General features: G+C 29.3%; 21 protein-coding genes. 12 read left to right on the top strand and 9 right to left on the bottom strand.

Going from position 1 to position 26,891, the window contains the following annotated elements:
* Nucleotides 1-159 precede the first annotated feature (159 nt).
* From ON24_RS08915 to ON24_RS01530, 4 genes are all read left to right on the top strand, one after another.
* Nucleotides 160-1,008 (top strand): zinc-ribbon domain-containing protein, encoded by an 849-nt coding sequence (locus ON24_RS08915; protein ID WP_050553517.1) that lies wholly within the window; start codon nt 160-162, stop codon nt 1,006-1,008.
* 700 nt (nt 1,009-1,708) lie between these two features.
* The gene (locus ON24_RS01540) at nt 1,709-1,969 is read left to right on the top strand and encodes a hypothetical protein (protein WP_040681696.1); all 261 of its coding nucleotides are present in this window, start codon (nt 1,709-1,711) and stop codon (nt 1,967-1,969) included.
* 413 nt (nt 1,970-2,382) lie between these two features.
* Nucleotides 2,383-2,961: a TetR/AcrR family transcriptional regulator gene (locus ON24_RS01535; protein WP_050553516.1), complete on the top strand. Its 579-nt coding sequence runs from the start codon at nt 2,383-2,385 to the stop codon at nt 2,959-2,961.
* Between the two features lie 121 nt (nt 2,962-3,082).
* The gene (locus ON24_RS01530) at nt 3,083-4,885 is read left to right on the top strand and encodes a YhgE/Pip domain-containing protein (protein ID WP_040681694.1); all 1,803 of its coding nucleotides are present in this window, start codon (nt 3,083-3,085) and stop codon (nt 4,883-4,885) included.
* A gap of 359 nt (nt 4,886-5,244) precedes the next feature.
* On the opposite strand, the gene ON24_RS01525 is transcribed toward ON24_RS01530, so the two are convergent.
* The 4 genes from ON24_RS01525 to ON24_RS01510 form a co-directional block, all read right to left on the bottom strand.
* Nucleotides 5,245-5,694 (bottom strand): hypothetical protein, encoded by a 450-nt coding sequence (locus ON24_RS01525; RefSeq protein ID WP_236254910.1) that lies wholly within the window; start codon nt 5,692-5,694, stop codon nt 5,245-5,247.
* Between the two features lie 204 nt (nt 5,695-5,898).
* Nucleotides 5,899-6,384 (bottom strand): energy-coupling factor ABC transporter permease, encoded by a 486-nt coding sequence (locus ON24_RS09085; RefSeq protein WP_236254912.1) that lies wholly within the window; start codon nt 6,382-6,384, stop codon nt 5,899-5,901.
* 146 nt (nt 6,385-6,530) lie between these two features.
* On the bottom strand, nt 6,531-6,974 hold the full coding sequence (locus tag ON24_RS08900; RefSeq protein ID WP_152411870.1) for a hypothetical protein: 444 nt from the start codon (nt 6,972-6,974) through the stop codon (nt 6,531-6,533).
* 129 nt (nt 6,975-7,103) lie between these two features.
* A complete protein-coding gene (locus tag ON24_RS01510; protein WP_081585220.1) occupies nt 7,104-10,067 on the bottom strand; it encodes an FmdE family protein in 2,964 nt (987 codons plus the stop codon).
* A gap of 529 nt (nt 10,068-10,596) precedes the next feature.
* Here ON24_RS01510 and ON24_RS01505 point away from each other — a divergent pair.
* The 3 genes from ON24_RS01505 to serS all read left to right on the top strand — a co-directional run bounded on the left by ON24_RS01505 (nt 10,597) and on the right by serS (nt 15,390).
* On the top strand, nt 10,597-12,762 hold the full coding sequence (locus ON24_RS01505; RefSeq protein ID WP_040681692.1) for an AAA family ATPase: 2,166 nt from the start codon (nt 10,597-10,599) through the stop codon (nt 12,760-12,762).
* 20 nt (nt 12,763-12,782) lie between these two features.
* Complete coding sequence (gene mcrC / locus ON24_RS01500) at nt 12,783-13,805, top strand: 5-methylcytosine-specific restriction endonuclease system specificity protein McrC (RefSeq protein ID WP_040681691.1); 1,023 nt, start codon at nt 12,783-12,785, stop codon at nt 13,803-13,805.
* A 307-nt stretch (nt 13,806-14,112) separates the two neighbouring features.
* Nucleotides 14,113-15,390 carry a serine--tRNA ligase gene (serS, locus tag ON24_RS01495; protein ID WP_040681690.1) on the top strand — a complete coding sequence of 426 codons (1,278 nt, stop codon included), beginning with the start codon at nt 14,113-14,115 and terminating at the stop codon, nt 15,388-15,390.
* A 309-nt stretch (nt 15,391-15,699) separates the two neighbouring features.
* Here the strand turns inward: serS and ON24_RS01490 are convergent, their stop codons facing one another.
* Both ON24_RS01490 and ON24_RS01485 read right to left on the bottom strand, forming a co-directional pair.
* Nucleotides 15,700-16,215, bottom strand: coding sequence for a nitroreductase family protein (locus ON24_RS01490; protein WP_050553520.1), 516 nt, complete (start codon nt 16,213-16,215; stop codon nt 15,700-15,702).
* Nucleotides 16,216-16,805: 590 nt separating this feature from the next.
* On the bottom strand, nt 16,806-17,639 hold the full coding sequence (locus tag ON24_RS01485; protein ID WP_040681688.1) for an aldo/keto reductase: 834 nt from the start codon (nt 17,637-17,639) through the stop codon (nt 16,806-16,808).
* A gap of 462 nt (nt 17,640-18,101) precedes the next feature.
* On the opposite strand from ON24_RS01485, the gene ON24_RS01480 reads away from it, so the two are divergent.
* The 5 genes from ON24_RS01480 to ON24_RS01460 all read left to right on the top strand — a co-directional run bounded on the left by ON24_RS01480 (nt 18,102) and on the right by ON24_RS01460 (nt 22,721).
* Nucleotides 18,102-19,250 (top strand): MFS transporter, encoded by a 1,149-nt coding sequence (locus ON24_RS01480; RefSeq protein WP_040681687.1) that lies wholly within the window; start codon nt 18,102-18,104, stop codon nt 19,248-19,250.
* An 80-nt stretch (nt 19,251-19,330) separates the two neighbouring features.
* Nucleotides 19,331-19,786 carry a MarR family winged helix-turn-helix transcriptional regulator gene (locus ON24_RS01475; protein WP_040681686.1) on the top strand — a complete coding sequence of 152 codons (456 nt, stop codon included), beginning with the start codon at nt 19,331-19,333 and terminating at the stop codon, nt 19,784-19,786.
* A 366-nt stretch (nt 19,787-20,152) separates the two neighbouring features.
* Nucleotides 20,153-21,001: a methanogenesis marker 8 protein gene (locus ON24_RS01470; protein WP_040681685.1), complete on the top strand. Its 849-nt coding sequence runs from the start codon at nt 20,153-20,155 to the stop codon at nt 20,999-21,001.
* Between the two features lie 141 nt (nt 21,002-21,142).
* Complete coding sequence (locus ON24_RS01465; protein ID WP_040681684.1) at nt 21,143-22,105, top strand: DUF1848 domain-containing protein; 963 nt, start codon at nt 21,143-21,145, stop codon at nt 22,103-22,105.
* Nucleotides 22,106-22,349: 244 nt separating this feature from the next.
* On the top strand, nt 22,350-22,721 hold the full coding sequence (locus ON24_RS01460) for a hypothetical protein (protein WP_040681683.1): 372 nt from the start codon (nt 22,350-22,352) through the stop codon (nt 22,719-22,721).
* 234 nt (nt 22,722-22,955) lie between these two features.
* Here ON24_RS01460 and ON24_RS01455 read toward each other — a convergent pair whose 3' ends face one another.
* The 3 genes from ON24_RS01455 to ON24_RS01445 all read right to left on the bottom strand — a co-directional run bounded on the left by ON24_RS01455 (nt 22,956) and on the right by ON24_RS01445 (nt 26,801).
* Complete coding sequence (locus ON24_RS01455; protein ID WP_040681682.1) at nt 22,956-23,657, bottom strand: zinc ribbon domain-containing protein; 702 nt, start codon at nt 23,655-23,657, stop codon at nt 22,956-22,958.
* A 522-nt stretch (nt 23,658-24,179) separates the two neighbouring features.
* Nucleotides 24,180-25,961, bottom strand: a complete 1,782-nt coding sequence (gene glmS, locus ON24_RS01450; RefSeq protein ID WP_040681681.1) for a glutamine--fructose-6-phosphate transaminase (isomerizing) — start codon at nt 25,959-25,961, stop codon at nt 24,180-24,182.
* A gap of 639 nt (nt 25,962-26,600) precedes the next feature.
* The gene (locus ON24_RS01445) at nt 26,601-26,801 is read right to left on the bottom strand and encodes a division/cell wall cluster transcriptional repressor MraZ (RefSeq protein WP_040681680.1); all 201 of its coding nucleotides are present in this window, start codon (nt 26,799-26,801) and stop codon (nt 26,601-26,603) included.
* Nucleotides 26,802-26,891 lie beyond the last annotated feature (90 nt).

Here is a 26,891-nt window from a genome sequence, read left to right as displayed (position 1 = left end):
ATAATCATTTATATGTTCCATTATTCAGAAAAAACTAAGATATCATGAGAGTATAAAGCATGAAAACTAAACAAGATTATAAACTAAAAAATTATCTTAAAGCTTTATATATCTTTTTATATAAAATTTAATTAAGTAACTGTTTAGGGAGGTGAAAAAGTGAGTAAGTATTGTCCTAAATGTGGTCAAAAACTATCCGATGATGCAACCTTTTGTTCCAAATGTGGTAATAAATTAAACTCAGAGTTTACACCAAATACCGCAAACAATAAAGAGTCTAAGGATAACACAAAGAATATAATCATCGTTGGACTTGCAGCAGTGCTCATCTGCCTAATAATATTAGGTGTTGTGTATGCCGTATATAATGACGGCGATAATCCGATTTCATCATTAGTCCATAAAGAGGATAAGATCCTACAAATATCTGATTTAAAACTAAACATGACCGGATATGACTATAAACTAATAGGTAATTCTTCCACCAATATTGGAGACAGCCAAGCTACTGACTTAGCCTATCAAGTCAACGGTAACGGGGATTCATTTACTTTAACCGTTATTACAGTTGATGCTGCAGGAGCAGATCCATCTTTACTTGAAGGCAATATAAGTGCAAATGGTGCAGTTGCCAAAGAGTTATATATTAATGACAAATATTATTGGGTACAAATTACAGGTGCCAACAAGGACCACAATACCCAGGAATATCTTGATTCAATAATATTATCAAAAAACACTACTAAAAAATCCAGTTCCGATGACAGTAGTAGTGACAGTTCATCAGTTTCAAGTTCCTCAGGTTCTGCACATGCAATGACCGAGGCCGAATGTATTGCATCAGGAAAACATGATACAAACCACGACGGATATTGTACAAACTGCCATCATTATACTAACTATGACAGATCAGGTACTGACGGCATAAGTAGAAGCCAATGTATTGCACAAGGTACTCATGATACAGATGGCGATGGTTACTGTAAAGTATGTCATACATATGGATAAATGAGAATCTTTATCTACATTTATCCTAACTTTTTTTAATTTTAACTATTCTTCAATTCGAACTAATTCCACTAACTTTATTTGATTTTAACTATTCTTCAATTCGAACTAATTCCCCTAAATTTTTTTATTTTAATTATTCTTCAAATTTCAACTATTTCCACTAATTATTATATCTATTGTTTACTTAATTTAATTAAACATTCAACAAATGGATAGGCTATACTAATGAATTTTCGATTAAATTTTATTTTGAATTATCTTTTACAAAACTTAATTTTTTTATAATAAATTATTAAGATTTTAATATTTTAAAAAAAAAATTATACAAAATTCATTTTATAGAACATTATTATAAAATTTTTAAAAAATCAAAAGAAGGAAATTTAAGTAGAATACACAGTTATAAGATTTTTATTCATAATCACAATAATTCTGTTCAGAACAGACTTAAAACAATCCGTTAAAGTTGAACATATCTCATTTTTTTATAGAAATATCATGTAAAAAATCATATTTTTAAACAAAATCAAATAAGGTATAAAAATAAAAAGAATATTTCTAGTTTAAAACAAGTCATTTTTCAAGAAAAGAAGCAAACACTAAATAAAAATAGAAAAATCAAATCAAAAGTTATTTATATATGGAAGATGATATATTTTAACCTACAATTTAGATTTTAAAAAATAGGAGAATTATTATGATTAATTCTGATGCCGTCAGTGATTTACCATTAGAAGAATCTGATGAATATCTTTTTAATTGTGGTAATGAAACTATACCCAACCAAAAAACTAGAAAGAAATCCAATGAAACCAGTAATAAAAGGGACATTATCAACGAAGAAATAAAAAACCAGTATGAATTAAACAACAATGAAGATATCGATAACTTTACTCAAGTAGAAATGATTATGAACAACCATTCATTTATTAAAATCATACCTAAAAAAAAGCTCTAACAGTATTTAAAATCCAACAAAACCAAATAACATTATAAATTATTTTTATTTTAATTTTTCCAAAATTGAAATAAACATAGGGATAATTTATAGCAATCTAATTTTTGACAGATTTTAATTTATTTTCATGATTTTTTAAAAGATTAAAATAAAAATCCCAGTTTTAAGATTGATACCAATTCTAAAACAATAACATAAAATCCGAGTTTTCTAAAATCAAACTATTCTTGAAATATTATTGAAACTCGATTTAACTTAAACTATAAAAGAAACAAAAAACTAATTTTGTCCAAATATCCATGGATATTTTAAATTTTATTATAAAATATTAAATTATTTTTAAAAATCTTAATAAATCTTAAGATAAGTTTATATGTAAGTAGGTACTTACTTACATTATGGAAGTTAAAAATATGAGTACTGAGGAAAGGATTATCAATGCCTCTTTTCATGTTTTAGAGGAAAATGGAATATCCAAAACAACCACTAAAAAAATAGCTGAGGAAGCAGGAGTAAGTGAAGTTACTCTTTTTAGAAAATTTAAATCTAAAGATAATCTTATCGAAGTTTCTAAGAAAGTATTCGTAGAAGAATTTATAAAACAAATCAATAAAATTTTTGAGTTTGATGATTCAATTTCAGTAAACGACTATTTGAGAGAATCCTATCTTAAAATTATAAACCTTCCAAATGACGACTTTAAAATAATTAAAGTTGCACTGGAGGAAATCGATGGAATACCATTTGAGGAAAGTATAATTTTAAAAATAGCCGATACAATCATTAACAAACTTAAAAGCTTTTTTAAAATGCAAATATCCAAAAAAAATATCAGGGATGTGAATCCGGATATTCTTGCAATTAGTATCTATAGCGTTTTCTTTGAAACTATTGTTTTATGGAAATTTTTTGCCAAGACTCCTCAATATGATGTAAATAAATATATTGACGACTTCCTTGATGTTTTAAATAATGGAATTTTAATTAAATAATATATATTTAAAATATTAAATGGAATTAGAAGACTATTTCTAATTATTTAAATGAATTTTTAATATAAGATTCTAATTATTAAATTATAGATAATTATATTTATTAAAAATGAGGTGAAAGATGTCAAAAAATATAATGAAACATCTTCATAATGTAAAGGAAATTACTTCTAAAGATGCTCATGAGGCTTTTAAAAATCCCGTTGTGGTAATAACATTAATTGCAATAATTATTTTACCTTCATTATATGCAGTTCTAAACATTGAGGCATGTTGGAACCCATATGAAAACACCAAAGATATTGACTTTGCAATTGCAAATGTTGATGATGGTGCCACATACAATGGTGAAAGCCTAAACGTGGGTGATGACATTGTTAAAGATTTAAGAAAGAACAATGATTTCCATTGGGTTTTTGTAAGTGAAAGTGATCTTCGACGGGGAGTTCATAATGGAACCTACTATGCAGGTATAGTTATACCCCATAACTTCAGTAAGTCCATTGCTTCAATTACAACAGACAATCCAAAATCTGCACAACTACAATATGTCATAAACAGAAAATCTAACCCGGTAGCAAGTAAGCTATGTGATTCCGGTGCAAAGGCCGTGTATAATGATGTTAATAGAGAAATTGTAGAGTTTATTAATGTTGCAGCATATGGTAAATTAGGAGACCTACAGTCCAGCCTCTCTTCAGGAGCAGGACAACTATCCTCCGGAGCGGGACAACTATCCTCAGGTGCAAGCCAGGTATCCTCTGGAGCGGGACAGGTCTCATCTGGTGTAGGACAGGTACAAAGCGGAGCAAGCCAAGTACAAAGCGGAGCCGGAAAGGTATCTTCAGGAGCAGGACAGGTACAAAGCGGAGCAAGCCAGGTATCATCAGGTGCAAGTAAGGTCCAAGAGGGATCTCGTCAATTATCTGGTGTAAATACAACAGGCTTACCTGATCAGGTAAAAGGAGTTGTCGACGGTTCTGTAAAACTTGCAAACTCCAGTTCCGAATTAGCAGGTGCCTCCAATAATCTAGCTCAAGGATCCTCCAAATTGGCAGGTAGTTCAGTTGAATTAGCAAACGGTGCTTCCCAAGTTGCAGGAGGTTCTGTATCCCTAGCAAATGGAGCTCTTAGTTTAGCTGCAGGTTCCGAATTACTTGCAAACTCTGCATCAGGTGCATTGTTTACTGCAGCAGGTTCACTTTCATCTGCATCAAGTTCATTATCCGATGTAACTGGCGTTGATGAAGATCAAATAGGAGATTACTTCTATTCCCCTGTTAAACTAGATAAAAAGGAATTATATCCTGTTGAAGATTATGGTTCAGAGGTTGCACCATTCTACATAGTGTTATCCATGTGGGTAGGTGCTGTAATTACCGCTGTAATGCTTAAACCAGGACAAGCAACCGGAACCAAATACACTCCAATAGAAATGTACTTTGGTAAATTATTAATATTTATCATCATGTCACTTCTTCAGGCAACCGTTACATTAATAGGCTGTTTCATGCTTGGAATTGAGGTAAGTAATGTTCCAATATTTATACTATCAGCATACCTGATATCTGCGGTATTTATGCTTATTTGTTATTCCTTAATCTCAGCATTAGGACAAGTAGGTAAAGCATTAAGTGTAATTCTTTTAGTATTGCAAATCTCAGGAACTGGTGGAATTTATCCAATTGAAATTATGAGTCAATTCTTTAGAACATTATACCCATATTTACCAATGACACATTCAATTACACTTCTACGTGAGTCAGCACTGGGATTACTATGGACCTCCTATACCCCTGCATTAATCTATATGATAGGTTTAGGTATTGGTACCGTAATCATTTCAGCCATAGTAAAACAATTTGCAGACAAAGGTGCACATTGGTTTGATAGTAAACTTAATGAGACAAATCTATTCGGATAAAAGAATTTCTTTATCTACTAAAATTTAACATAATCTTAAATTAAATCCTTAATTTAAGATACTTTTTTTATTTACTTTTTTTAAGATTATAGAATCAGCAAGAGCTATGAAAATTTTTACAAAAAAGAATTATAATGGATATTTCTATATTTTAATTATTATTTCATATGTACAAACTGGATTTATATGAAATCAGAAAAAACTAATTGAAAAATAGGCAATAATCAAACTAAGTTTAAAATTTTGATAATTAGAGATAAGAAAAAATAAAAAATTAAAAGGTTAATTAAAAATCAATAATGTTTAATAGCCAATAAACAACAATCAAAAAGAATAATCTAATTAATTAAGCTAAACAATTAAATTTCATACTTTCTTTTCATTATTAAAACACCTAAACCTAAACCAATAATTAAACCAATAATTAGACCTCCAATTAATGGCAAAATATAATTGACGGTTTCAGGCTGAGTTTTAACAGACAATAATTGATTAATAGAAGAATGAATAGTTTGATTATTAACATCATCTACAATAATTAACCTATTAGACAAATCACCATGTTTATTTAAAAAATCATGAGCAGTATCTTGATATGATAAAACAATAACCCTTTTATTTGAATTATTTAACATATGCTCCATAATATGCTCTGCCTCACCAGAGGATGTAAACTTATAAACTGTAACATTTACATTCATCTCATCAACAATTTCCTTTGCAAGAATACAATTTGATTCATTTGCAATAATCATTGTATCATCAGTTACATCCACTCCATGAGCACTGATGGAACTTAATCCACACAAACATATCAAAAAAATTAAACTAACTAAAAATACCTTCTTAAACTCCATTTTATCACATATACAATTTTTTATAATTTATATGAAAAGATCAAATCTTTTCAGAATCCAAAAATATTTGAAATAAATTCTCTATTAAATCCTTCCAAATTCCAAAATATTTATTATAAGTCCTTAATTAAAACTACCAAACTCTAATATTTTCTATTAAATCTTTTCAAAATCCAAGATATTCGGCATAAGTTTTCCGATCAGACATAAAATAAATACATTTAAAATACCTTCAATTATAGCAACTAACAAGTAGAATGGCACTAATGTAGATACCAACATTTCAATGTTAGTGGATCCAGAAAGTATTAAAACGAAAACCTGAAAGATTGTTGCACATATTATGCTTATAAATGTACTTGCAAATATTCCAAATTTGTCATTTAGTAGGCCAAAGATTCTATAAGAGTAATAAGTAACAAAACTTATTGTCAAACCCATTATTAAAAAATTAACCCCCAATGTCGTAAATCCACCGATACCTAAAAAAGATTGGAACAACAAAGCGATGAGGGAAATAATTGACGCACTAACCGGACCCAATAATAGACTATCCAAAGGAAACATGAAGAAATGTATTGAAATCCCGAAAGGTGTGGGAACCGTTACAGCCGAAGCTACTGTAGTAACCGCTGTTAACACTCCAATAAAAACTATTTTCTTTTCTTTCACTTTATTACGTTTAAATAAAATATAATCAAATAAAAAATAAAAATTAAGGCTATTACCCAATATATAATAGCTTGAGAAAATGGAATTAAACCGTCAGCCAAATGCATTTATTATCCCTACTTAAAAATACCGTATTTAAATAATAAAACTACAATTAAAAATACCGCTACAAAGGTTATTATCAAAACTACAATGTTTGATAAATTGAATAAATTAGAATCCTGATTCTTATCTGTTGAATTTACAGTAGAATCATTGCTTTCATTAGTATTATTAGTTTTATTCAACTTTTTAGAATTATCATTAGAGGAGGCGCTATTTCCATTATCATCTGTATCTGAGGATACTTGATTTTGAGAACTACTACCTGAAGAGTCTGAATGGCCACCTGATGAACTACCTGATCCACTGGAAGAAGAACCGGAACCACTTGAATAGGAAAAACCACTGGATTGACTAGATTGACTAGAATGTGATGATCCAGAACTACTTTGTTGTACATCCTGTGTTGTAACCTCCTCAGGATATTCTTGACCATGTCCAGGATGAGCAAAAACCATACCTAGACTCAAAGAACTAATTAAACAAAAAACTGATAAAAAAATAAGAAACCTTTTCAAATTAGTAATAATAATAAACACCTCATAAAAAAAAAATGAGATTAATAAGGATATTAATCTCAAAAACATTTATTCCTCATTATTATTTCTTGATTTAGAGTATATTACACCAGCAAATACAGCTAATAACATGACCAATACTACTGCTAAGTAGAATGGATAGTTTGGATCGTTGTTGGATATAGCAGCACCGGTTTTATTTATTTCATAAGCTTTAGGACTAGCTTTTGAATTGGAATCACTTCCAGTACTTGCAGCACTAACTGGTTCCAGACCTACACTGAAACTATCACCAGAGGATGATGCAGAAGAAGTATCGACTCCTGAGCCGGTATTTGATGAACCGCCATTGGATGCACTGCCATCATTTACTCTAGAATTTGCATTGGAATTATGATTAGCATTAGCGGAATTATTATTCATGTTTCCAGAATTGTTATTCCTATTAGCATTTGCTATAGCCAATACTTGGTTCCTGCTTAAATCCGGTAAATTCCTTAAATAAGCAAGACTACTTCCATTACCACCAGAAGTTAACATGTTATACTGATCTCGAGTAATCCATCTTGAGTCACTATGGCTTACGATAGGATTGGTCTTTACGATAGAATTTTCCTGACCTTTGTATAAATCAATGAAAGCTTGAATTTGAGCAGCTCTTTTAGCCTCTGAAGTTGCATAATTACTTAAGTCATAAGTAGGCCATTTAAAGTTAAGAGACACTGCTTGACCAATATTATTTTTTGAATCCCAGATAATTAATATACCTTCCTCATCAAGATCGTCTACACCTTTATACTCGTCGGTAGTTAATTTCTGTACAAGATAGTTTCCAAGACCAGGGGATACATCTAATATGTATTCTAAACTGTCATCCTTACAATACTGTTCATTAGCAATATATGTATAAGACTGAGTGGAAGTTTTATTGAAATTCTTTTGGATATAATCGGTAATGAAGAAACCTGGTTGAACACCCGGACATGCATGATTATGGAATAAGAATGACATGACCTGATCAAAATAAGGTTCTCCAGACCAAGCATTCGTTAAACTTTGAATACTGAAATAGTTACCATCAGGATATGCATTTTTGCTTATTGCGGCAGATAATGAGGAATTATTTAAAGTACTCATATTAATGTTATTTACTTGACTACCATTATATTCGCCAATATACCAGGATCCATCAGGATTATATCTCATGTAAAGACTCATAAGAGAGCCATCATTTTGTTTTAAAACAAAATTAAACCATAATGGAGTCCAAGTAGCTTTATGTACTGGTAATAATGTAGTTCTAGATAATCTAGATCCTAACACATCAAAAAGACCATCCCAACAACCTTCAGTTGACTGTTCATTTAATAGAACATAACCTGCAGAGGTTAAGACTAAGAAGTTAGGCATGTCTTTATAGATTGTTACATTTAATGATTTTTCAAATATGGATTTAGCTTTAGTAGCTGCTTCTTTACCAATATTTTTAAAATCAGAATATGTTAAATAAGCTTTGGTACCTACATTATTTGCACGTGTAGCATTAGGTAAGTTTAAACCTTTAATATAGTTATAATCTAAACCATGGGAATTACATGCCTCAATTACGGTACCATTTGGTAATGTGACATTGTCAGCAGTACCGATTAAGTAGTAATATTGTTCTGGTCTTAGATTATCTTTTTCAACTAATACATTTACCAAACTTGCGGGATTTTTATAAATCCTATTAATCCACCAAGTATTATATTTTAACTGTTCTAAACTACCATTACCTTTTATACCAGTTTCCTTCTCAAATAATGCTTTATTCTTTTTAGAATCATATTCCATTACAACGATAGTTCCATTGTTGGTTTTATCATTCCATCTGATAAAAGCAATCATGTTTGATTTTGCACCAGTAGAAGTGGTGTTAAAACCAATATAGGAACGTTTTCCAGAAGTTGCATCTAAGAAGAATAGAACGGCATCGTTTGCAGAATCACCAGGAACACCCAATATTTTATAAGAAGTGATGTCTCCTGGAGACTGATTACCTACTCCAGTTTCTTGAATTGGAGGATAATATTGAAGTAATGCTTTAGTTATAGTATAACCGCCTAAAGTACCTTCACAGATATGTCCATGGAAAGCTGCTTCTTGTAGAACATCAAAAGTAACTCCACCATACCAACCATTTGCTAAACTTGCAAATGAGAATGCATTTTCTCCACCAACTGTTTTAACTAATTTATTCCATTGGGTCCTATTCATATATTCAGAGATATTACCCAAATATGAACATTTAGTACTTCCATTTAAGAAAATTGCTGCTTTTAAAGTTTTACCTTTTTTAACAACAAAACAGAAATCAATTGGATCAGTTGCTGTTTGACGTAACATTAAGATATTTCCTCTACCATAAGAGATATAGTTTTTAGCATAATTGAGTATTCCATCTATTGCATTTTCACTAGTTTTACCATCTAATTTTGGAACACCGGCAGTTGTAATAGCCAATACTTTATCAGCGTTCTTAAAGTTAAGCAATTTATCTGCTTGATAAGTAACATCTCTTCCTAATTGATAACTTTTGGTAGCTTTCAAATCAAATACCACATTAGCCAAATTATTGGCCTCATCAAGGGTTACTAATTTCCATTGACTAATATAACCTGGAGCTGAAACTGAGACATTTAAATTCTTTAAAACTTCAGCGCCATTTATTTTAACCATATATGAATTTGAATTCTTAGAATAGTTTTTAGAAATAATATTTACCTTTTTATTATCATTTTCACTTACATTGATTGAAGGAGTTATATTACCATTATCACTTTTATATTGGTAATTAACGGTTACATTAATTGATTTAGAAGAATCTTCATTAGTATCTGCTAAAATATTTGAACCGTTATCAACTCCAGCATTAGCAACACCTAAATGATTATCAACGGATTGAACATCACTAAGGTTATCTGTTGCTGATATACCACCAATTGTTAGAAAAACTAATAATAAAGATATAATTAAAAATTTTTTATTATTCATCAAACCAACATTTCGCTTTTTTTAAAAAAAATGTAATAACATCATATATCAAAAAGAATATTTAGTAATACTTTATTCGATATTTTTATTAAATTATTACAGTGTTATATACTTTTATTTTAATATATAAAACTATTTATTACAAATAAGCTTAAAATAGCCTAAAAAGTAATAAATATTGAGTAATTGTAAATATAACAGTTATAATTAGTTTTTAAATAAATAAACAATAGTTATAATTTTTTAAATAAAACAGTTAATCTATAATATAAGAAACAATAAAAAAATTTTAATTTATTGCATATAATATTAAAATTTTATAAAAAATCTAAAAATTTTTTAATAAATATAAATTTAGATTAAAAAAATATTACTTAATATTTAATACAATTTAAGAAAATCCATGGTTCTATAAAAAGTTTAAAATTTACTCCAATAATTTATTTAAAGTTAAATTTAAAATCAAAAAATATTTTTTAAATTAGAAAAATAAATTAAAGCAACTAATAAAAATTAAAATGGGTTTAATATGGAAGAAGAAAAAAAATTCACATGGATAAACTTCTATATGGAGTTTGCAGATAGATTACTTGAATATAAAAATAATAGAACAGGATTAGTTAACAAGATCATTACAATATTTGATAATATTGACTTAAAGTTACCTCTACTTGAAACAAACAATGATATTACAGATATCGGACCATTCACTATTTTTGGACTTTTTAATAAAAACATAAAAACCGAGAATAAGATTAAAATTTTAAAGGAAATTAAAGAATCATTTTCATTGAAAGCTGATTTACCTACTGATTTTAAAGGTGTTCCTGAATTAAATCCTGTAAACAGTACATTTTACTATTTTAAAGGAAGTAGAGGAGATAACGATATCGATAATTTGTGGGATTTATTTGAAATCGCACTAAAATATTCTGAGAATAAAAGTCCGCAATTAAAAAATGAATTTGTAAAAATCTACAATACTGTTTTAAATCAAGTGAATATTAAATGGAACATTACAATGGGTTTATTCTGGATTAGACCTTATGAATATATTAGTCTTAATTCACGTACTAGATGGTATTTAACCAATCCTAATTTTGTAGGTGATGAGGCTATTAATAGAATTAAACCCTCTGACAAATCAGATACACCACCAAAAGGAGAAGAATATCTAAAAATTTGCAATGATTTTAAAGAAATAATTAAAAATAATAATTATGAATTTAAAAATTTCCCCGAACTTATTTACATTTCATATATTGAGTCTGTAAAAGATGATGAATTAGAAAAGGAACGTAAAGAAAGAAAGAAAATTGGAGATGGAATAGGAGATTCAAATATAAATAATGATGGAAATTATTGGTTATACTCTCCAGGTCAAGGCGCATTTGCATGGAAAAAATTCCGTGACAAAAACCTAATGGGTATAGGATGGGAAGCTGTAGGAAACTTAAAAGAATATACCTCAAAAAAAGCAATAGAATCAAAACTACAAGAAATAAATAATAGTAAACGGAAATTTTTCAATGATGCCCTTGCTTTATGGGAATTTTCAAACAAGATTAAAGTTGGAGATGTTGTATTTGCAAAAAGGGGATCACATGAAATAATTGCATATGGAATCGTTAAAGGAAAATATTTTTTTGATAAAAGTATTGATGAAAATTTTCCAAACTTTATTGAAATTGAATGGAAAGAGGAGATAAACACAAAAACTAACTTCTATCTACCTACCAAAACATTAACACGAATAACAGATTATGAGGATATGCTAAATAATATAAAAGGTTTATTTGAGGATGATATTGAACCAGAGAAACCCTCCAATGAGAAACTTCCAATATATACTAAAGAGGAATTTCTTGAGGAATCATTTATAAATGAGGAGATGTATGATAACTTAGTCAATCTTATCAGATATAAGATGAATGTAATCATTGAAGGTGCACCGGGAGTCGGAAAAACATTTACATCCAAGAGATTAGCATATTCCATTATCGGTGTTAAGGATAAGGAAAGGGTAGAGCTCATACAATTCCACCAAAGCTATTCCTACGAGGATTTCATCATGGGATACAGACCTACACAGAACGGTTTTAACCTTGAAAATGGGGTTTTCTACAACTTCTGTAAAAAGGCAGAGGAGGATGAGGATAACGACTACTTCTTCATTATTGATGAAATAAACAGAGGAAATCTCAGTAAAATCTTCGGTGAGCTTTTCATGCTTATTGAAAAGGACAAACGTGGAAACAAAGTACGTTTATTATACAATGGAGAACTATTCAGTATCCCTAAAAATCTGTATATTATTGGTTTAATGAATACCGCCGATAGAAGTCTTGCAATGATTGACTATGCGCTTAGAAGAAGATTTGCATTTTACACACTAAAACCGGCATTCGACTCTGAAAACTTCATTAGATACCGGGAGTCCTTGAATAATCCCAAGTTTGATAATGTTATCAACCTCGTTAAAGAGTTAAATGATGAGATTAAAAATGATGAGGTTCTTGGAGAGGGTTTCCAAATTGGACATAGTTATTTCTGCAACTTAGATGAGAAAACGATAGATAAGAAACTGGACTTCATAATTAACTTTGAGATAATCCCACTGCTTAAAGAATATTGGTTCGATGAGGTAAACAAGGTAGAAACATGGAGTAACAGATTAAAAAATGCACTTGTATAATCTATTGAAGATGTGATTAAATGATTCCGATTAAAAACATCTATTATATGTTAAGCTATGCGTTCCAGGTATTAAGTGAAAAATCATATGAAAGATTAGGTACGGAAGAATTTGATAACATAAACGAATTATTTGCGGAAATTCTTATTATCAGTATAAGCAGACAGATAAAAAGGGGACTTGAAAAGGATTATATTGAAAATACCGATGAACTGCCTACCATAAAGGGTAAGATAGAACTTACCCAATCAATCGCTAGCTTAAGAAATAAGAGGGTCGTATGTTCCTATGATAATTTTACGGTTGATTCATATAAAAACCAGATTATAAAATCAACGATGCAATTACTTTTAAAAAGGGCTAAACTCTCAAAAAACAGGAGAAAGAAGCTTAAAAGATTGTACCTGTATTTTAAAGATGTGAATCTAATCGACTTAAACACCGTTAATTGGAATATCCAATATAATAAGAATAATCAAACCTATAGAATGATTATAGAAATCTGCTATCTTACAAGTAAAGGATTACTTCAAAATCACTCAGAAGGTAAAACAAAACTTATCGATTTCTATGAAAGCAATATGCCGAGATTATATGAAAAATTCATACTCGAATATTATAAAAGGGAATATGGAAATATAAAAGCGGAATCTTCCCAGATCAAATGGCAATTAGATGATGAGATAGACACCAATTTACCAATTATGCAGACAGACATTACCTTAACAAAGGATTATAAAACGGTAATCATAGATGCCAAGTATTACACACATTCCATGCAGGAACACTATAATATAAAAACGGTTCATTCCGGAAATCTATATCAAATCTTTACTTATGTAAAGAATAAAGAGGCTGAACTGTCAAATCAGAAACATGAAGTTTCCGGAATTTTGTTATATGCTAAAACAGATGAGGAAAAACAGCCCGATTACACATATAGTATGAGCGGAAACAGGATTAGTGCTAAAACTTTAGACCTTAATCAAGACTTTGATATGATTAAAAAACAACTGAATTCCATTGTTGAAGAGTATTTCTGAATAAACGGTCAAAAAAGATTGGATGTTATTGTTGAGGAGTGATTTAGATTAAAATTGGTTAAGAAACAGTCATCATAGTTAAAAATAAATTCTAGGTTTTTAAATTAAAAGGATTTTAAACCCAGTGCCTATATTTTTTAAAATATATAACCCGAAAAAACCTTTTTTAGAAATGATGATTCAAAGTAAAGAAAATAATTAATAAATAAAAAAGATATAATAATTATATTATAATATATTACAAAATTTTATTTTAAAGCTTATCATAAGTAATTAAATTATAAACACATATTTAGGAGAAATTATATTGTTAGATATTAAATTGTTTAGAGAAAATCCGGATTTAATTATTGAATCTGAAAAGAAAAGATTTAGAGACACTGATAATGTAGAAAACGTAATAAAGTATGATAATTTATGGAGAGAGGGCGAAACCAAATTAAATGAATTACGTCAAAAAAAGAATAAATTATCCAAATCCTTCAAACAAGCAAAAAAGGACGGAACTATCGATGAGGTGATTGCAGAATCAAAAGCTGTCGCAGCTGAAATTAAAGAGATCACAGCTAAGAATGAGGAATACAAACAGCTACGTGAGGATTACAGATACAAAGTGGGAAACATTATTGATGAGGATGTACCTATTTCCGATACCGAGGATGATAACGAGATTATAAGGACCGTCGGGGATATCCCAGAATTTGACTTTAAACCATTAAATCATGTGGATTTAATAAACAAAATTGACGGTGCAGATTTAGAAACCGCAGCAGAGGTATCAGGTGCGAGATTTTACTACCTAAAAAGAGATATCCTACATCTTAACCTAGCATTGATTCAATTTGCTTTAGATAAATTAGAATCCAAAGGTTATATTCCACTCCAAACACCTTTCTTTGTAAAAAGTGAAGTTGCAGCGGAAACTTCCGAATTAGGTGAATTTGAAGAGACATTATACAAACTAGAAAATGAAGATCTATATTTAATTGCTACTGCAGAGCAAACACTTGCGGCATTACACAGAAATGAGATCATCTCACCAGATGACTTACCTATAAAATACTGTGCTTTATCAACCTGTTTTAGAAAAGAAGCAGGATCACATGGAAAGGATACACTCGGTATCTTTAGAGTACATCAATTCGAAAAAATCGAACAATACATCTATTGTAGTCCTGAGGATTCTAAAAGAATACACAAAGAGTTGCTTGAAACAACTGAAGAGATTTATAAGGATTTAAAACTTCCATATCATATTGTGGCAATTGTATCCTCTGCATTAAACGACAATGCATCCATTAAATATGATCTTGAAGCATGGTTCCCTGGATCTGAAACCTACAGGGAACTTGTATCCTGTACCAATTGTAAGGATTATCAGGCAAGAAAAACAAAAACACGTGTTGGTAGGGCAGGTTCCGGTGATGCACAAGTATTACATACATTAAACAGTACTGCCATTGCAACTGAAAGAACAATGTGCTGTATATTGGAAAACTACCAGGACGAAAATGGTAACGTTAAAGTCCCTGAGGTATTAGTACCTTATATGGGTGGAAAAACAGTGATGGAAGCTAAAAACTAATTTTAGCTTTATCTTTTCTTTTTTTTAAGATTCTTATTTAAATTAGAATCTATTCTTTATTCAAAAACTATTTTTCTAATAATTTATTGAACTCTACTTTTTAAAAGCTGTTATCATATTAATAAATTTAAAACTATTATCCTACCAATTGAGTTAAAATCTACTTTTTAAAAGCTGTTTACTAGTTGAGTTAAGATCTACTTTTTTACAAAACCCCAGTAATTTAGAAAATAAAATAAGATCTAATTTTTAATTTAAAAATCTAACTACAATTAAAAACCTTAAAAAAAAGAATGAAATTAAATAAAATTAATATTTCTCATAGTGGATTCTGGATTCATCAAATTTATCCATGAACTTGTTTTCTTGACCTTTTCCAGGATATCCGACAGTGATAATACAGTAAGGTTTGACGTTTTCATTATCCACACCTACAATTTCAGCAATAGATGCCTCGATATCCTCGAAGGTAGCAACTCCATTCCAAAGGGCACCTAATCCAAGATTTACCGCTTCAAGTAACATATTCTCTGCAGCGGCACCACAGTCTTGTTGCCATACAGTTTTATAAAAAGCCCTTTCAATGTTTGCAAGAACCACAATTGCAACAGGTGCGTTTTTTACCCTAGGTTTAATTTCCCCGATTTTTTCTAATGTATCCTTATCTTTAATTACGACAAATTCCCATGGTTCCGCATTTAATCTACTTCCAGGAGCCTGCATTCCTGCACGTATGATCTTTTCAATCTTCTCATCTTCAACTTCCTTATCTTCGTATACACGTACACTACGTCTTGTTTTTATAACTTCTTCAAAATCCAATATAATCACCATTATTAATTTAATATTTGATTTATATATTCAAATATATAAATATATTGAAAACTGGTTTTTATAACATTTTAGAGAATTATGTTTCATTGATAAAATAAAGATTAATTAAACTAAAAATTAATAAAATAGCTGGGATTTAAATAAAAATTGAATAAATTATAATAAACAAATTAAAATTAGTTAAAATTAGTTAAAAATTAAAAAATCAAAAAAAACCAGTTAAAATAAGAATTAGATTCAAAGTTTGAATTGGAAAAATCAATAGAACTTTTTTTAATTAAATTTATCGAATAAATAATATTCTAGATTAAAGTTAGAATATTAAAAATTAAACCAGATTTAAAATTAGAATATAAATTAAATATTAACAAATAGATAAAAAAAATCAACTAAAAATAGAATTAAATAATATATTATCTTGTATTAAATTAGATGAATACAATTCAAGTAATCTAATACAAGGGTTGGAAATTATTATCTTATTATAAGATAATCATGACTTATTCTAATTTAGAAAAATTTCAATTATAAAAAATAAAAAATTAATAATTTTAATGTATCTATATAATGGTCCTTTAAAACTAATAGTTTGAAATCATTTCAACAAACTGAGGACTGGTAATATCTGCAATAGGTTCATTTTTATCCAATGTTTTGATTTTTTCCATATCCTCATCGGATAATTCAAAATCAAATAGATCAATATTCTCCTTCATTCTTCCCTCTGCAGAGGATTTAGGGAAAACAATGATTCCTCTTTGAATCAACCATCTTAGGATAACCTGTGCAACGGACTTACCATATTGATCTCCAATAGTCTTCAAGGTTTCATCCTGGAAAATTCCGTCTCTTCCCTCTGCAAGTGGACCCCAAGCCTCAACTTTAGTACCGTATTTATCAAAGAAATCTTCAACACCTTCCTGTTGATAGAAGGGGTTTACTTCGATTTGGTTTACCATAGGTGTAATCTCACTATGTAATGCAAGATTTACAAATCTATCTTTTGCGAAATTACTTACTCCAATAGCTTTTACCTTACCCTCTTTGTACAATTCCTCAAATGCTCTCCATGTTGCAAACACGTCACCAATGTTTTGGTGGATAAGGTATAGATCAATGTAATCGGTTTGTAATTTTCTAAGTGATTCCTCACATGCTTTTTTAGCTTCCTCATAACCGTGATCAGTATTCCAGATTTTGGTGGTTATGAAAAATTCCTCTCTTGGAATTCCAGATTCCTTGATTGCCTGACCTACAGCCTCCTCATTATAGTATGCCTGTGCGGTATCGAAGTGTCTGTATCCTACTTCAATTGCTTTTGCCACTATATCTTTAGTTACATCAGGAGCTACCTGAAAGACTCCAAATCCTAACTGTGGTACTTCTACATCATTTGATAATTTTACATATTCCATTTTATCATCCCGAATTTTTTTAAAAATTAAAAACATTTTCGTTTTTCTACTTTCTTATATGAAAATAGTAGTATATAAAGTTTACTATGTAAACAGTTATCTTAGTAAAAAATACAACTCTATCATTCCAAAATTTTCCCATATAAATATTAATTAATATTATAATAAAATCCAAGGAAAATATTTTAGAATTCTTATATTAAATATATTCTAGCCAAATGATCTAAAACACTATAATATTAATTAGATAATAAAATTAAACCATAATTATAATTATATAATATAGATAATCATCTTTTTAATAGAATCCAATAATAAATTTTAGAATTTCCATTACCTTTAAATAGTATAAAATGAAAAATAATAAATAAGTTTACTTTGTAAACAGTTATTTATGTAAATTATTAATAATTTTTTTATAAGTTTTATATTAATTAATCATTATTAGAAAGGGTCAGAAATATGGATAGAAATAATTTGATTATATATATCATGGTTCTAGGTACTTTTGGAATATTAAGTACCGAAATGGGAGTGGTTGGAATACTTCCACAGATTGCGGAATATTTTAATGTGAGTATAACACAGGCAGGTTTATTTGTAAGTATGTTTGCTTTAACAATAGCTATATTTGCGATATTCATGCCTGTAATCTTCAGTAAATACGAAAGGAAGAAAACATTCATATTGGTTCTTACAGTGTTTACAGTGTTTACAGCAATAGGTGCATTTGTAAAGGATTTTAATATAGCATTGATCTGCCGTATAATACCTGCAATGTTTCACCCGATATACTGTAGTTTAAGTATGACAGTAGCTGCAGAAATAGTGGAACCTGATAAAGCCCAGGATGCTGTAAGTAAGGTTATAATGGGAGTAAGTGCCGGAATGATTATTGGTGTTCCGATTACCACATTTTTAGCAAGTCATTTCGGTTATCAGTATGCGATGTTATGGTTTACAACAATCAACTTTATAGTATTAATACTTACAATACTATTCTTCCCTAAAATACCTGGAAAGGAGGATTCCTATCTATCCCAAATATCCGCTGCCAAAACAGGGGTATTTTTAATATCAGTATTAGGTGTAATATTTTTAAATGCAGGAATGTATACAGGATACTCATACATCTCAGAATTCTTAAATGCATTAACCCATATTGTAGGAACTAATCTAAGTATTGTATTACTCCTATATGGTGTTGCATCAATCATAGGTAATTGGTTAGGAGCTAAATTACTTGATAGGGATAGTAGGAAAATAATCTTAGCATCACCAATAGTGGTTTCAATCATATTATTTGGAATGTTTACAGTAAGCAGTCAAACAATTCCGACAGTGATATTCATGGTCTTCTGGGGATTATTTGCAGGAATAATCAATGATATTTCACAATATCTGATGGTTTCAGCTGCACCACAGGCACCTGAATTTGCAAATGGAATATTCTTAAGTATGGGAAATGTTGGAGTCACAATAGGAACAACAATAGCAGGATTTGTTGTAGCAGGTATTGGAGTCCGTTATGTAATGCTGTTTGCGATTTTAGTCCTAGTCTTCGATTTAATACTATTATTTACAAGAACTCAAAAATACAACATTGATTAGAAAATATTTATTAAAAAAAATATAATATAGATTAAATTAAATTTTTTATATAATATTTCAAAATCAGGAAAAGGGATAATATGATGTTACCAAGCCAATTTAAAGAAGAGAATTCTAGAAACATCAGAATCTACCATTATGTAGAGGAATTAGTTGGAAGTTATAAAGAATTTATGAATAGGAATAACAGTGAAGATGAGATTCCCCTCTCATATCTTCCCTTTCTACTTAGAATAAGATTTTCAAACAATACCACCCAGAAGGATTTAACAAAACTGTTTAATGTCAGCAAGGGTTATACTGCAAGATTACTTAAAAACTTTGAAGAATGTGGTTGGATTACAAGAGAAGAGAATCCGGATAACCACAGGGAAAAGATCGTTAAACTAACTGATGAGGGTATGAAAAAAACAGATGAAATCATCAAGAAAGTAGATCAATGGGAGGATATGGTAACAAGCTCCTTATCAGATACAGAGGTGATGATATTAAAAAAGTTATTGTTCGATGTGGTTGTGGAAGCTGACAAAATCTAATAAACCATTATTAAACAATAAAACTACTTTTTTAAATCATCATTTTTATAATTTTAATAATTTTATATTAAAACAAAAAACCAACTTTAATGTTTAAACCATTTTAAACTTTAATGAAAATATATTAGACTAAAAAACTATATCATAATTTTAAACTATTTTTATAATTATAATAGACTATATCAGTCTAAAAAGAAACCAAATTCTATTTTAAACCATTCTTATAATAATAACCTTAAATCAATCTAAAAAAAAAACTAAACTCCCTTTCTAAACTATTTTTACAATAATACTGATTTTAGAATTTTCATAAAATATTTAATAAACTAGTTATATAGTAAAATATTAGAAAAAATAGGTGAGCAAATGGTAAAAGATAAACATGTAATATCTACATTAGGTAAAGCAGAGGTTGTAATTGAAGATGGTAAGATAACATCAATTGGAGAACCTAGAATCAACTATTGTCCAATCTATAATGATATTGACAATGTTGATGAAATCACCAAGGATTATATTGAAATGAATATAAACCGGAGAATCAAAGAGTTTGGCATGTGTACCTCCAAGAGAATTATTAAAATGGAGGATATAATGACCTTCGGAATAAGTGAAACGCTTGAGACAAACCTTGAAATTGGTACAATCGACTGTGTAGTAGGTGCATGTGAAGGGGTAGGTACTGTTTTAATGACTGACCCCGATACAGTTCAAGGCGTTGGCGGAAGGGTGTCCGGACTTGTATCCACAACCCCGTTACCTGAGGTAGCTGAAAAACTTGGTAGGGAAAATGTTTTAAATCCTGAAACTGCGGAATTAAACCAGTTGAAAGGTGTTAAAAAAGCAATCAAGAAAGGTTATAAAAATATTGCAGTTACCATAATACCCTCACCTATGGTTAAAGAGATAAGGGAACTTGAAATACCTGATGACGTTAATATCTACATTTTTGTAGCCCATACAACCGGTGCAAGCAAAGAGGAAGTGGTTGAACTGTTTGAAAATGCGGATGTTATAACTGGCTGTGCATCATCCGAAATACTAGACTATGCAGATAAGGTTAAACCATATTATTCCGGTAAGAAAGTGCCATTGTTTGCAGCAACGGAAAAGGGAAGGGAATTTTTAGATAACAGATTAAAAAGTATTGGTAAACCTTTAACAGTAAAAGACTACCCTTTAGATAGATCCAATAAACCTGATCCATTAGTTTAAATTTTAATCTATTTTTAATAGATTTAACAAACCTACTCTTAGTTTAAATATTTAATCTATCTTTAATCTTAAACACTTTTTATTTTTTATGAAATTTTTAGATATAAATTAATCCATTATAGATAATCAAAAAATGATAAAATGATACTTGATGTTAGCTCCAGAACAGATATTCCCCAATATTATTCCAAATGGCTTTTAAAAAGATTTGAGGAGGGATATGTTTATGTCAGAAATCCGATGTTTCCTGAGAAGGTTTCTAGAATTGAACTTAAGGAAAACCTTATAGATTGCATCACATTTGTATCAAAGAACTATAAGCCACTTATTCCAGATATCCACAGGATTACCGACCATTATAACACCTACTTTTTTTACACGATAACAGGATATAAAGAGGATGTTGAGCCAAATGTTCCGTCTATCGACGAGAGTATAGATACCCTAATGGAGTTATCAAATATCGTTGGTAGGGATAAGGTGGCTTGGAGATATGATCCAGTATTATATACCTCATATTATAATCTTCAATACCATAAACAGTGCTTTGAATATATTACAGAAAAGGTAAACCACTATATAGACAGATGTATCTTTAGTTTTGTAGATTTATATAAAAAACTAGAAAGGAACATGCCAGAAATCATTCCATTTACAATAAAGGACAAAGAGGACATTGCCAGAAATCTTGGAAAAATCGCAGACAGATACAATATGAAAATACAAAGCTGTGCAAGTGATGTGGACTATAGTAGATACAATATTATAAACGAAGCCTGCAGAAATCTGGACCTTTTTGGAAATGCAAACAACATAAAATTTAAGGACATCAAACATAAGGGAGACAGATTGCACTGCCATTGTATTGATACAAGGGATATCGGACAATATGACACCTGTTTAAATGGATGTAAATATTGCTATGCAAATACAAATCCCAAAAAAGCCTTTGAGAATATAAAATACCATGATCCAAACTCCCCCATACTAATTGGAAATATAAGGGAAAATGATATAGTTACAAAAGCCAATCAGAAAAGCTTTCTTAAAAAACCATACAGAAAACCAGATAAAAACGAAACAACCTTAGATAAATTTTTTTAACAATTGAAAAGTAAACAAGACAATCTGGTAAAACTATAGATAGAACAATATTTTTCCTATTGAAATCTTAAAACATTAAATTTAAGGGTTATTTTTAATGATTATTAGCATTTAATATTGATTTTAGGTTTATTAATATATTAAAAGAAGAATATAATAAATAAAAAGTTAAAAAGAAATAATTTTAAATATTTGAATTAAAAAATAAGTATTCAAGATATATTAAAAATTTATGGTGTGAGTAATGGAAAAGATAGACTACTTTATTACTATTTTAATTATAATACTATGTTTAAGTCTTGCTGCACTTGGTGCAACATTAATTTTAGACAATAATAGCTCCTTACCAGATCCTAGTTCCAATCAAAGTGTTAACATAACAAACAACACTCCTGTAAGTCAAGCACCTACTTTAAAGGTAGTTGAAAAAAACACTAACAATAATGCCAATATTTCAAACAACACTACAAATCCTGATGCAGGTACTGTACTTGAGATTAAAGATTTAGGTAATGGTGAAATCAGATATAAGATAGCCGATGGAAATGGCGGATATACCTATAAGACTGTAAAGGAAAGCAATAACAATAATCAAAACAATAGTAAAAATAAATAATATCAAAAAAGAGGGCGAATATGATATAAACTTTATTTAATATTTAAACAAATATTAAATATCTATTTTTAAAATATTAAGATTAAAAAAATAAAGTTAAATAATCAACTAACTTCACATGTAAAAATTAAGATTAAAAAAAAAGAAAGTTAAATAATTATTGAAATAACTAGCTAACTTCACATGTAAAAATTAAGATTAAAAAAAAAGAAAGTTAAATAATTATTGAAATAATTAACTAACTTTATATGTAAATTTATCCACTAATTCTTTATTTCCATTGCTGTTTTTATAGACGAATATTTTTAGATATTTAAGTTGGAAATCATCATAACCCTTTTTAGAAAAGACAACATTGGCATTCGTTATTGTATTTGCAGGCGTATCATTAGATAAAATCACATTTGATTCATTGGTACCAAAGAAATTACCTACATTATCCAATAACTGATTATTGGAATCATAACCATAAACCTCTATAGTTGTATCGGCCAAATCTTCTTTGGTAATAAACTCCACGTTATAAACTTTAGCAGACCCGGTATAGGTATCTGCAACAAAACTTTGATAATCCGTCTGTGTTACTGAATTGACCTGGATTTCATCAGCTTTAAATAGATATGGAACATCTTCCGGACTTCCCGCCATCACTACAACTGTAGTAACTGATACGATTAAGATCAATACCACAAGCAGCCCTGCAATCAAATGTTTTTTGTGTTTTTCATTAGTGTTTTCCGGATAGACCTCGTCAGAGTAATCTTTGTTAAAGTGTTTATCAAAGAGTTGATTAGAGTAATTGTCTTTTAATGATGAATCACTGCTATTTCTATTAAATTCTTCCATGTTAAATTGGTATCCGCATCTTTTACAATATTTAGAATTTACTGGATTCTTTTCACCACAATTAACACAGTATTTAAATCTTTCCCCCATATTAACCTCCAACAAAATATTAAACTATTTAATTGAAATTATATTATAAATTTTTCAAACCATTGAATGACAGTTATACAAAAAGTCATTGAATTTAAAAATAATTATACAATTAACATTTTCAATATAGAAATACATTTTTTCAAGATTATTTAAAAAACATATATTAAATTAGTTGAAAATCTTATAAATAATTTACTGAAATAGAAAATAAAATAGTTGAAATTTTATAAAAATTGAAAAAATTATTTAAATTCAATCAAAACAGAATAAAATAGAATAGATAATTAATTTAATAATTCTAAAGGATTAAGAAATATATTTATTTATTATTCAACCTATTTTAATCAGATAAAGATCAAATTAACCAATAAAAATTTTATAAAGGTTATAATTAAAAAAAGCCAGATATTCATAGAATAGAATATTGATAAAAAAAGATAGTAAAGATTAATACATTAAAAATGTATTAAAGAAAAATATTGATTTTACAACTACACGTTTAGCTAAAAAAAAACATGTCTATTCCACAGTCACACATTTAGCTAGGTTCTTAGGTTTATCAGGATCTGAGCCCCTTTCCAATGCTATGTAATATGAGATTAGTTGAAGTGGAATTACATATACAAGTGGGGCTATGATATCCTCAACATCGCTATCAATTAGGAAAACATCGTCTGCCTTGTTTGAAAGTGAGTCATCACCTTTGGCACCAATAGCTATAACATCTGCACCTCTTGATTTGACCTCTTCAAGATTGCTCATGGTTTTTCTGTAGTTATCACCAGGCGGTAAAATTACAACTACAGGAATACCCTCATCAATTAATGCCAGAGGCCCATGTTTAAGTTCACCTGCAGCATAACCTTCACCATGGATATAGGTAATCTCTTTAAGTTTAAGTGCACCTTCAAGAGCTGTTGGATAAGCAAATCCCCTTCCAATATAGAAGAAATCATCAGCATATTTGTATTTCTTGGACATTTCTTCTAAAGACTCCGCATCCTCCAGTACCTCATCAATATATTTTGGAACCATTTCCAGTTTTTCTAGAAGTTCATCGTTTTCTGCCAAAAGTCCTGCAAATAAATATATTGAGATTAACTGGGATATATAAGTTTTAGTAGCGGCCACACCTATCTCAGGACCTGCCTGTGTTTGAATCACATATTGAGCTCTACGTGTAGCAGATGAACCTGCAACATTTACAATGGCCAATGTTTTACTTGTTTTATTGGCAATATCCAAAGCCTTTAATGTATCTGCAGTTTCACCTGACTGTGAAATAAATACAACCAGAGTGTTCTCATTTAAAGTGTTTGCAGAATACTTAAACTCTGATGCAAGAATCACATCAGTCGGTATATTCGCAAGGGTTTCGATTAAGTATTTACCGGTAAGGGAGGCATGGTAGGATGTTCCACAGGCAACAAACACAATTCTATTTATATCATCCTTGATCTCATCTACAATGGTCTTAATATTGTCCTTTTCTGTCAAGGTATTTTTAACGGCTGAACTCTCCTCATTGATTTCCTTAATCATGAAGTAATCATAACCCTCTTTTTCAGCCATTTCAGGAGTCCAGTTAATAGTCTCGATTTCCTTATCTAAAATGTTCCCCTCGGTATCCTTAACTGTTACTCCATCCATCGTTAAGGTAACAATTTCCCCTTCTACAGGATAAATGATATTATTGGTATATTTTAAAATAGCTGGGGAATCACTTGCAACAAAGAATTCGTTTTTACCTACACCTACAATTAATGGACTGTCCTTTCTGGTTGCAACTACCTTATTTGGTTCATCAATTGAAATAGCCGCAATAGCATAAGCCCCAACCATTTTATCAATAGTTTTTACCATGGCTTCTTCAAGGTTTGAACCTTCATCCATGAATTTTCTAAGCAGATGAGGAATTACCTCAGTATCGGTATCTGATTTGAAAGTATGGCCTTCCTTGATTAACTCTTCCTTAAGCTCAGCATAATTCTCAATGATTCCATTATGTACAACTGCTATTGTACCGTCCTCATCAGTATGTGGATGAGCATTTACACGGTTTGGATCTCCATGGGTTGCCCAACGTACATGTGCAATACCACATTGACCTTCCATATCTCCTAAATCAAGATTAGTGTTAACATCAATAATTTTACCCTTATCCTTTTTAACATAAATTTTATTGTCTTCTGTAGCAATACCTACTGAATCATATCCCCTGTATTCAAGTTTAGATATACAATCTAGTAAAATTGGTGCTGCTTTTTTATCTCTTAAAACACAACCTACTATACCACACATAATCTATAACTCCATTAAATAAATAATCATAAAGTTTCCATCATGAATTTATATTGTAAATAAATCCTATTAATAAATCTAAATTTAAAAATTTCCATTTTATCTAAGAAACTCTTAAAAAAATCAATCCATATACATTCATTTAATTTAAATTTAATTTAATTCCACAGTTATCTATAAGATTGATTTTTATCTTTTAAGATTCCAAATGTACTTACTGTTATATTTGTTGTTTATAATTTATATATTAAAATTTAAACCTAATCTTTTTAAAAAAATTTCTTATTTTGTAATAATTAAGTTGTAATACTATTTAAATATTAAGTATATCTGAAAATAAAAAAGATTTTATTAAAAATACCCGTATTTTATATAGGCGAATTGTTTTAAACTTATACTTTAATTAAATATTGCTTTTAAGTTGAGATTAAAAAAAAAATAGTCTTTTATCGTTGAATCTTTAACAACACTAAAAGTTTAAAGACCCTTATGTTAAAAGTATCTAAAACCTTTAAAATGTTAATTTAAAAATCATATTTACTAAAATTAGATAATTTCCATATTTAATTAATAAAATGAGATTAACAAAAAAATAATATATAAAACAATGAAAAAATGTTTAAAATTAATTTGAAATTATTAATTTTCTTCTTTAGATGCATCCCAAGGTTGATTTCTAATTATACTGTGCATATCTATAGTATCATCATCAATAAACTCTAATTCTAGTTTACCATCTTTAACATTCCATATAACAAAATTGTCTTGTTTAATACCTAATTCTTCCCTATATTTTAAAGGAATTGTTAACCTAAATCCATTTTCAATCTTGGTTTTCATGTTACCACCTATAATTTCTAGTCATATTATAATCTAATTTTATCTCATATAAAAATTAATCTAATTTTATTTAATGTAGAAATTAGTTTT

Origin of the sequence: Methanobrevibacter boviskoreani JH1 (assembly GCF_000320505.1) — an archaeon.
Taxonomy (GTDB): domain Archaea; phylum Methanobacteriota; class Methanobacteria; order Methanobacteriales; family Methanobacteriaceae; genus Methanarmilla; species Methanarmilla boviskoreani.
The sequence above is the reverse complement of the archived record's forward strand: the minus strand, read 5'-3'. Positions and strand labels throughout refer to the sequence as shown.

Coding starts and splice junctions, on each gene's coding strand:
- ON24_RS01540 (WP_040681696.1), top strand. CDS start 1,709: ATGATTAATTCTGATGCCGTCAGTGATTTACCATTAGAAGAATCTGAT.
- ON24_RS01535 (WP_050553516.1), top strand. CDS start 2,383: ATGAGTACTGAGGAAAGGATTATCAATGCCTCTTTTCATGTTTTAGAG.
- ON24_RS01530 (WP_040681694.1), top strand. CDS start 3,083: ATGTCAAAAAATATAATGAAACATCTTCATAATGTAAAGGAAATTACT.
- ON24_RS08900 (WP_152411870.1), bottom strand. CDS start 6,974: ATGGTTTTTGCTCATCCTGGACATGGTCAAGAATATCCTGAGGAGGTT.
- ON24_RS01510 (WP_081585220.1), bottom strand. CDS start 10,067: ATGAATAATAAAAAATTTTTAATTATATCTTTATTATTAGTTTTTCTA.
- ON24_RS01505 (WP_040681692.1), top strand. CDS start 10,597: ATGGAAGAAGAAAAAAAATTCACATGGATAAACTTCTATATGGAGTTT.
- mcrC (WP_040681691.1), top strand. CDS start 12,783: ATGATTCCGATTAAAAACATCTATTATATGTTAAGCTATGCGTTCCAG.
- ON24_RS01485 (WP_040681688.1), bottom strand. CDS start 17,639: ATGGAATATGTAAAATTATCAAATGATGTAGAAGTACCACAGTTAGGA.
- ON24_RS01480 (WP_040681687.1), top strand. CDS start 18,102: ATGGATAGAAATAATTTGATTATATATATCATGGTTCTAGGTACTTTT.
- ON24_RS01475 (WP_040681686.1), top strand. CDS start 19,331: ATGATGTTACCAAGCCAATTTAAAGAAGAGAATTCTAGAAACATCAGA.
- ON24_RS01470 (WP_040681685.1), top strand. CDS start 20,153: ATGGTAAAAGATAAACATGTAATATCTACATTAGGTAAAGCAGAGGTT.
- ON24_RS01465 (WP_040681684.1), top strand. CDS start 21,143: ATGATACTTGATGTTAGCTCCAGAACAGATATTCCCCAATATTATTCC.
- ON24_RS01460 (WP_040681683.1), top strand. CDS start 22,350: ATGGAAAAGATAGACTACTTTATTACTATTTTAATTATAATACTATGT.
- ON24_RS01455 (WP_040681682.1), bottom strand. CDS start 23,657: ATGGGGGAAAGATTTAAATACTGTGTTAATTGTGGTGAAAAGAATCCA.
- glmS (WP_040681681.1), bottom strand. CDS start 25,961: ATGTGTGGTATAGTAGGTTGTGTTTTAAGAGATAAAAAAGCAGCACCA.
- ON24_RS01445 (WP_040681680.1), bottom strand. CDS start 26,801: ATGAAAACCAAGATTGAAAATGGATTTAGGTTAACAATTCCTTTAAAA.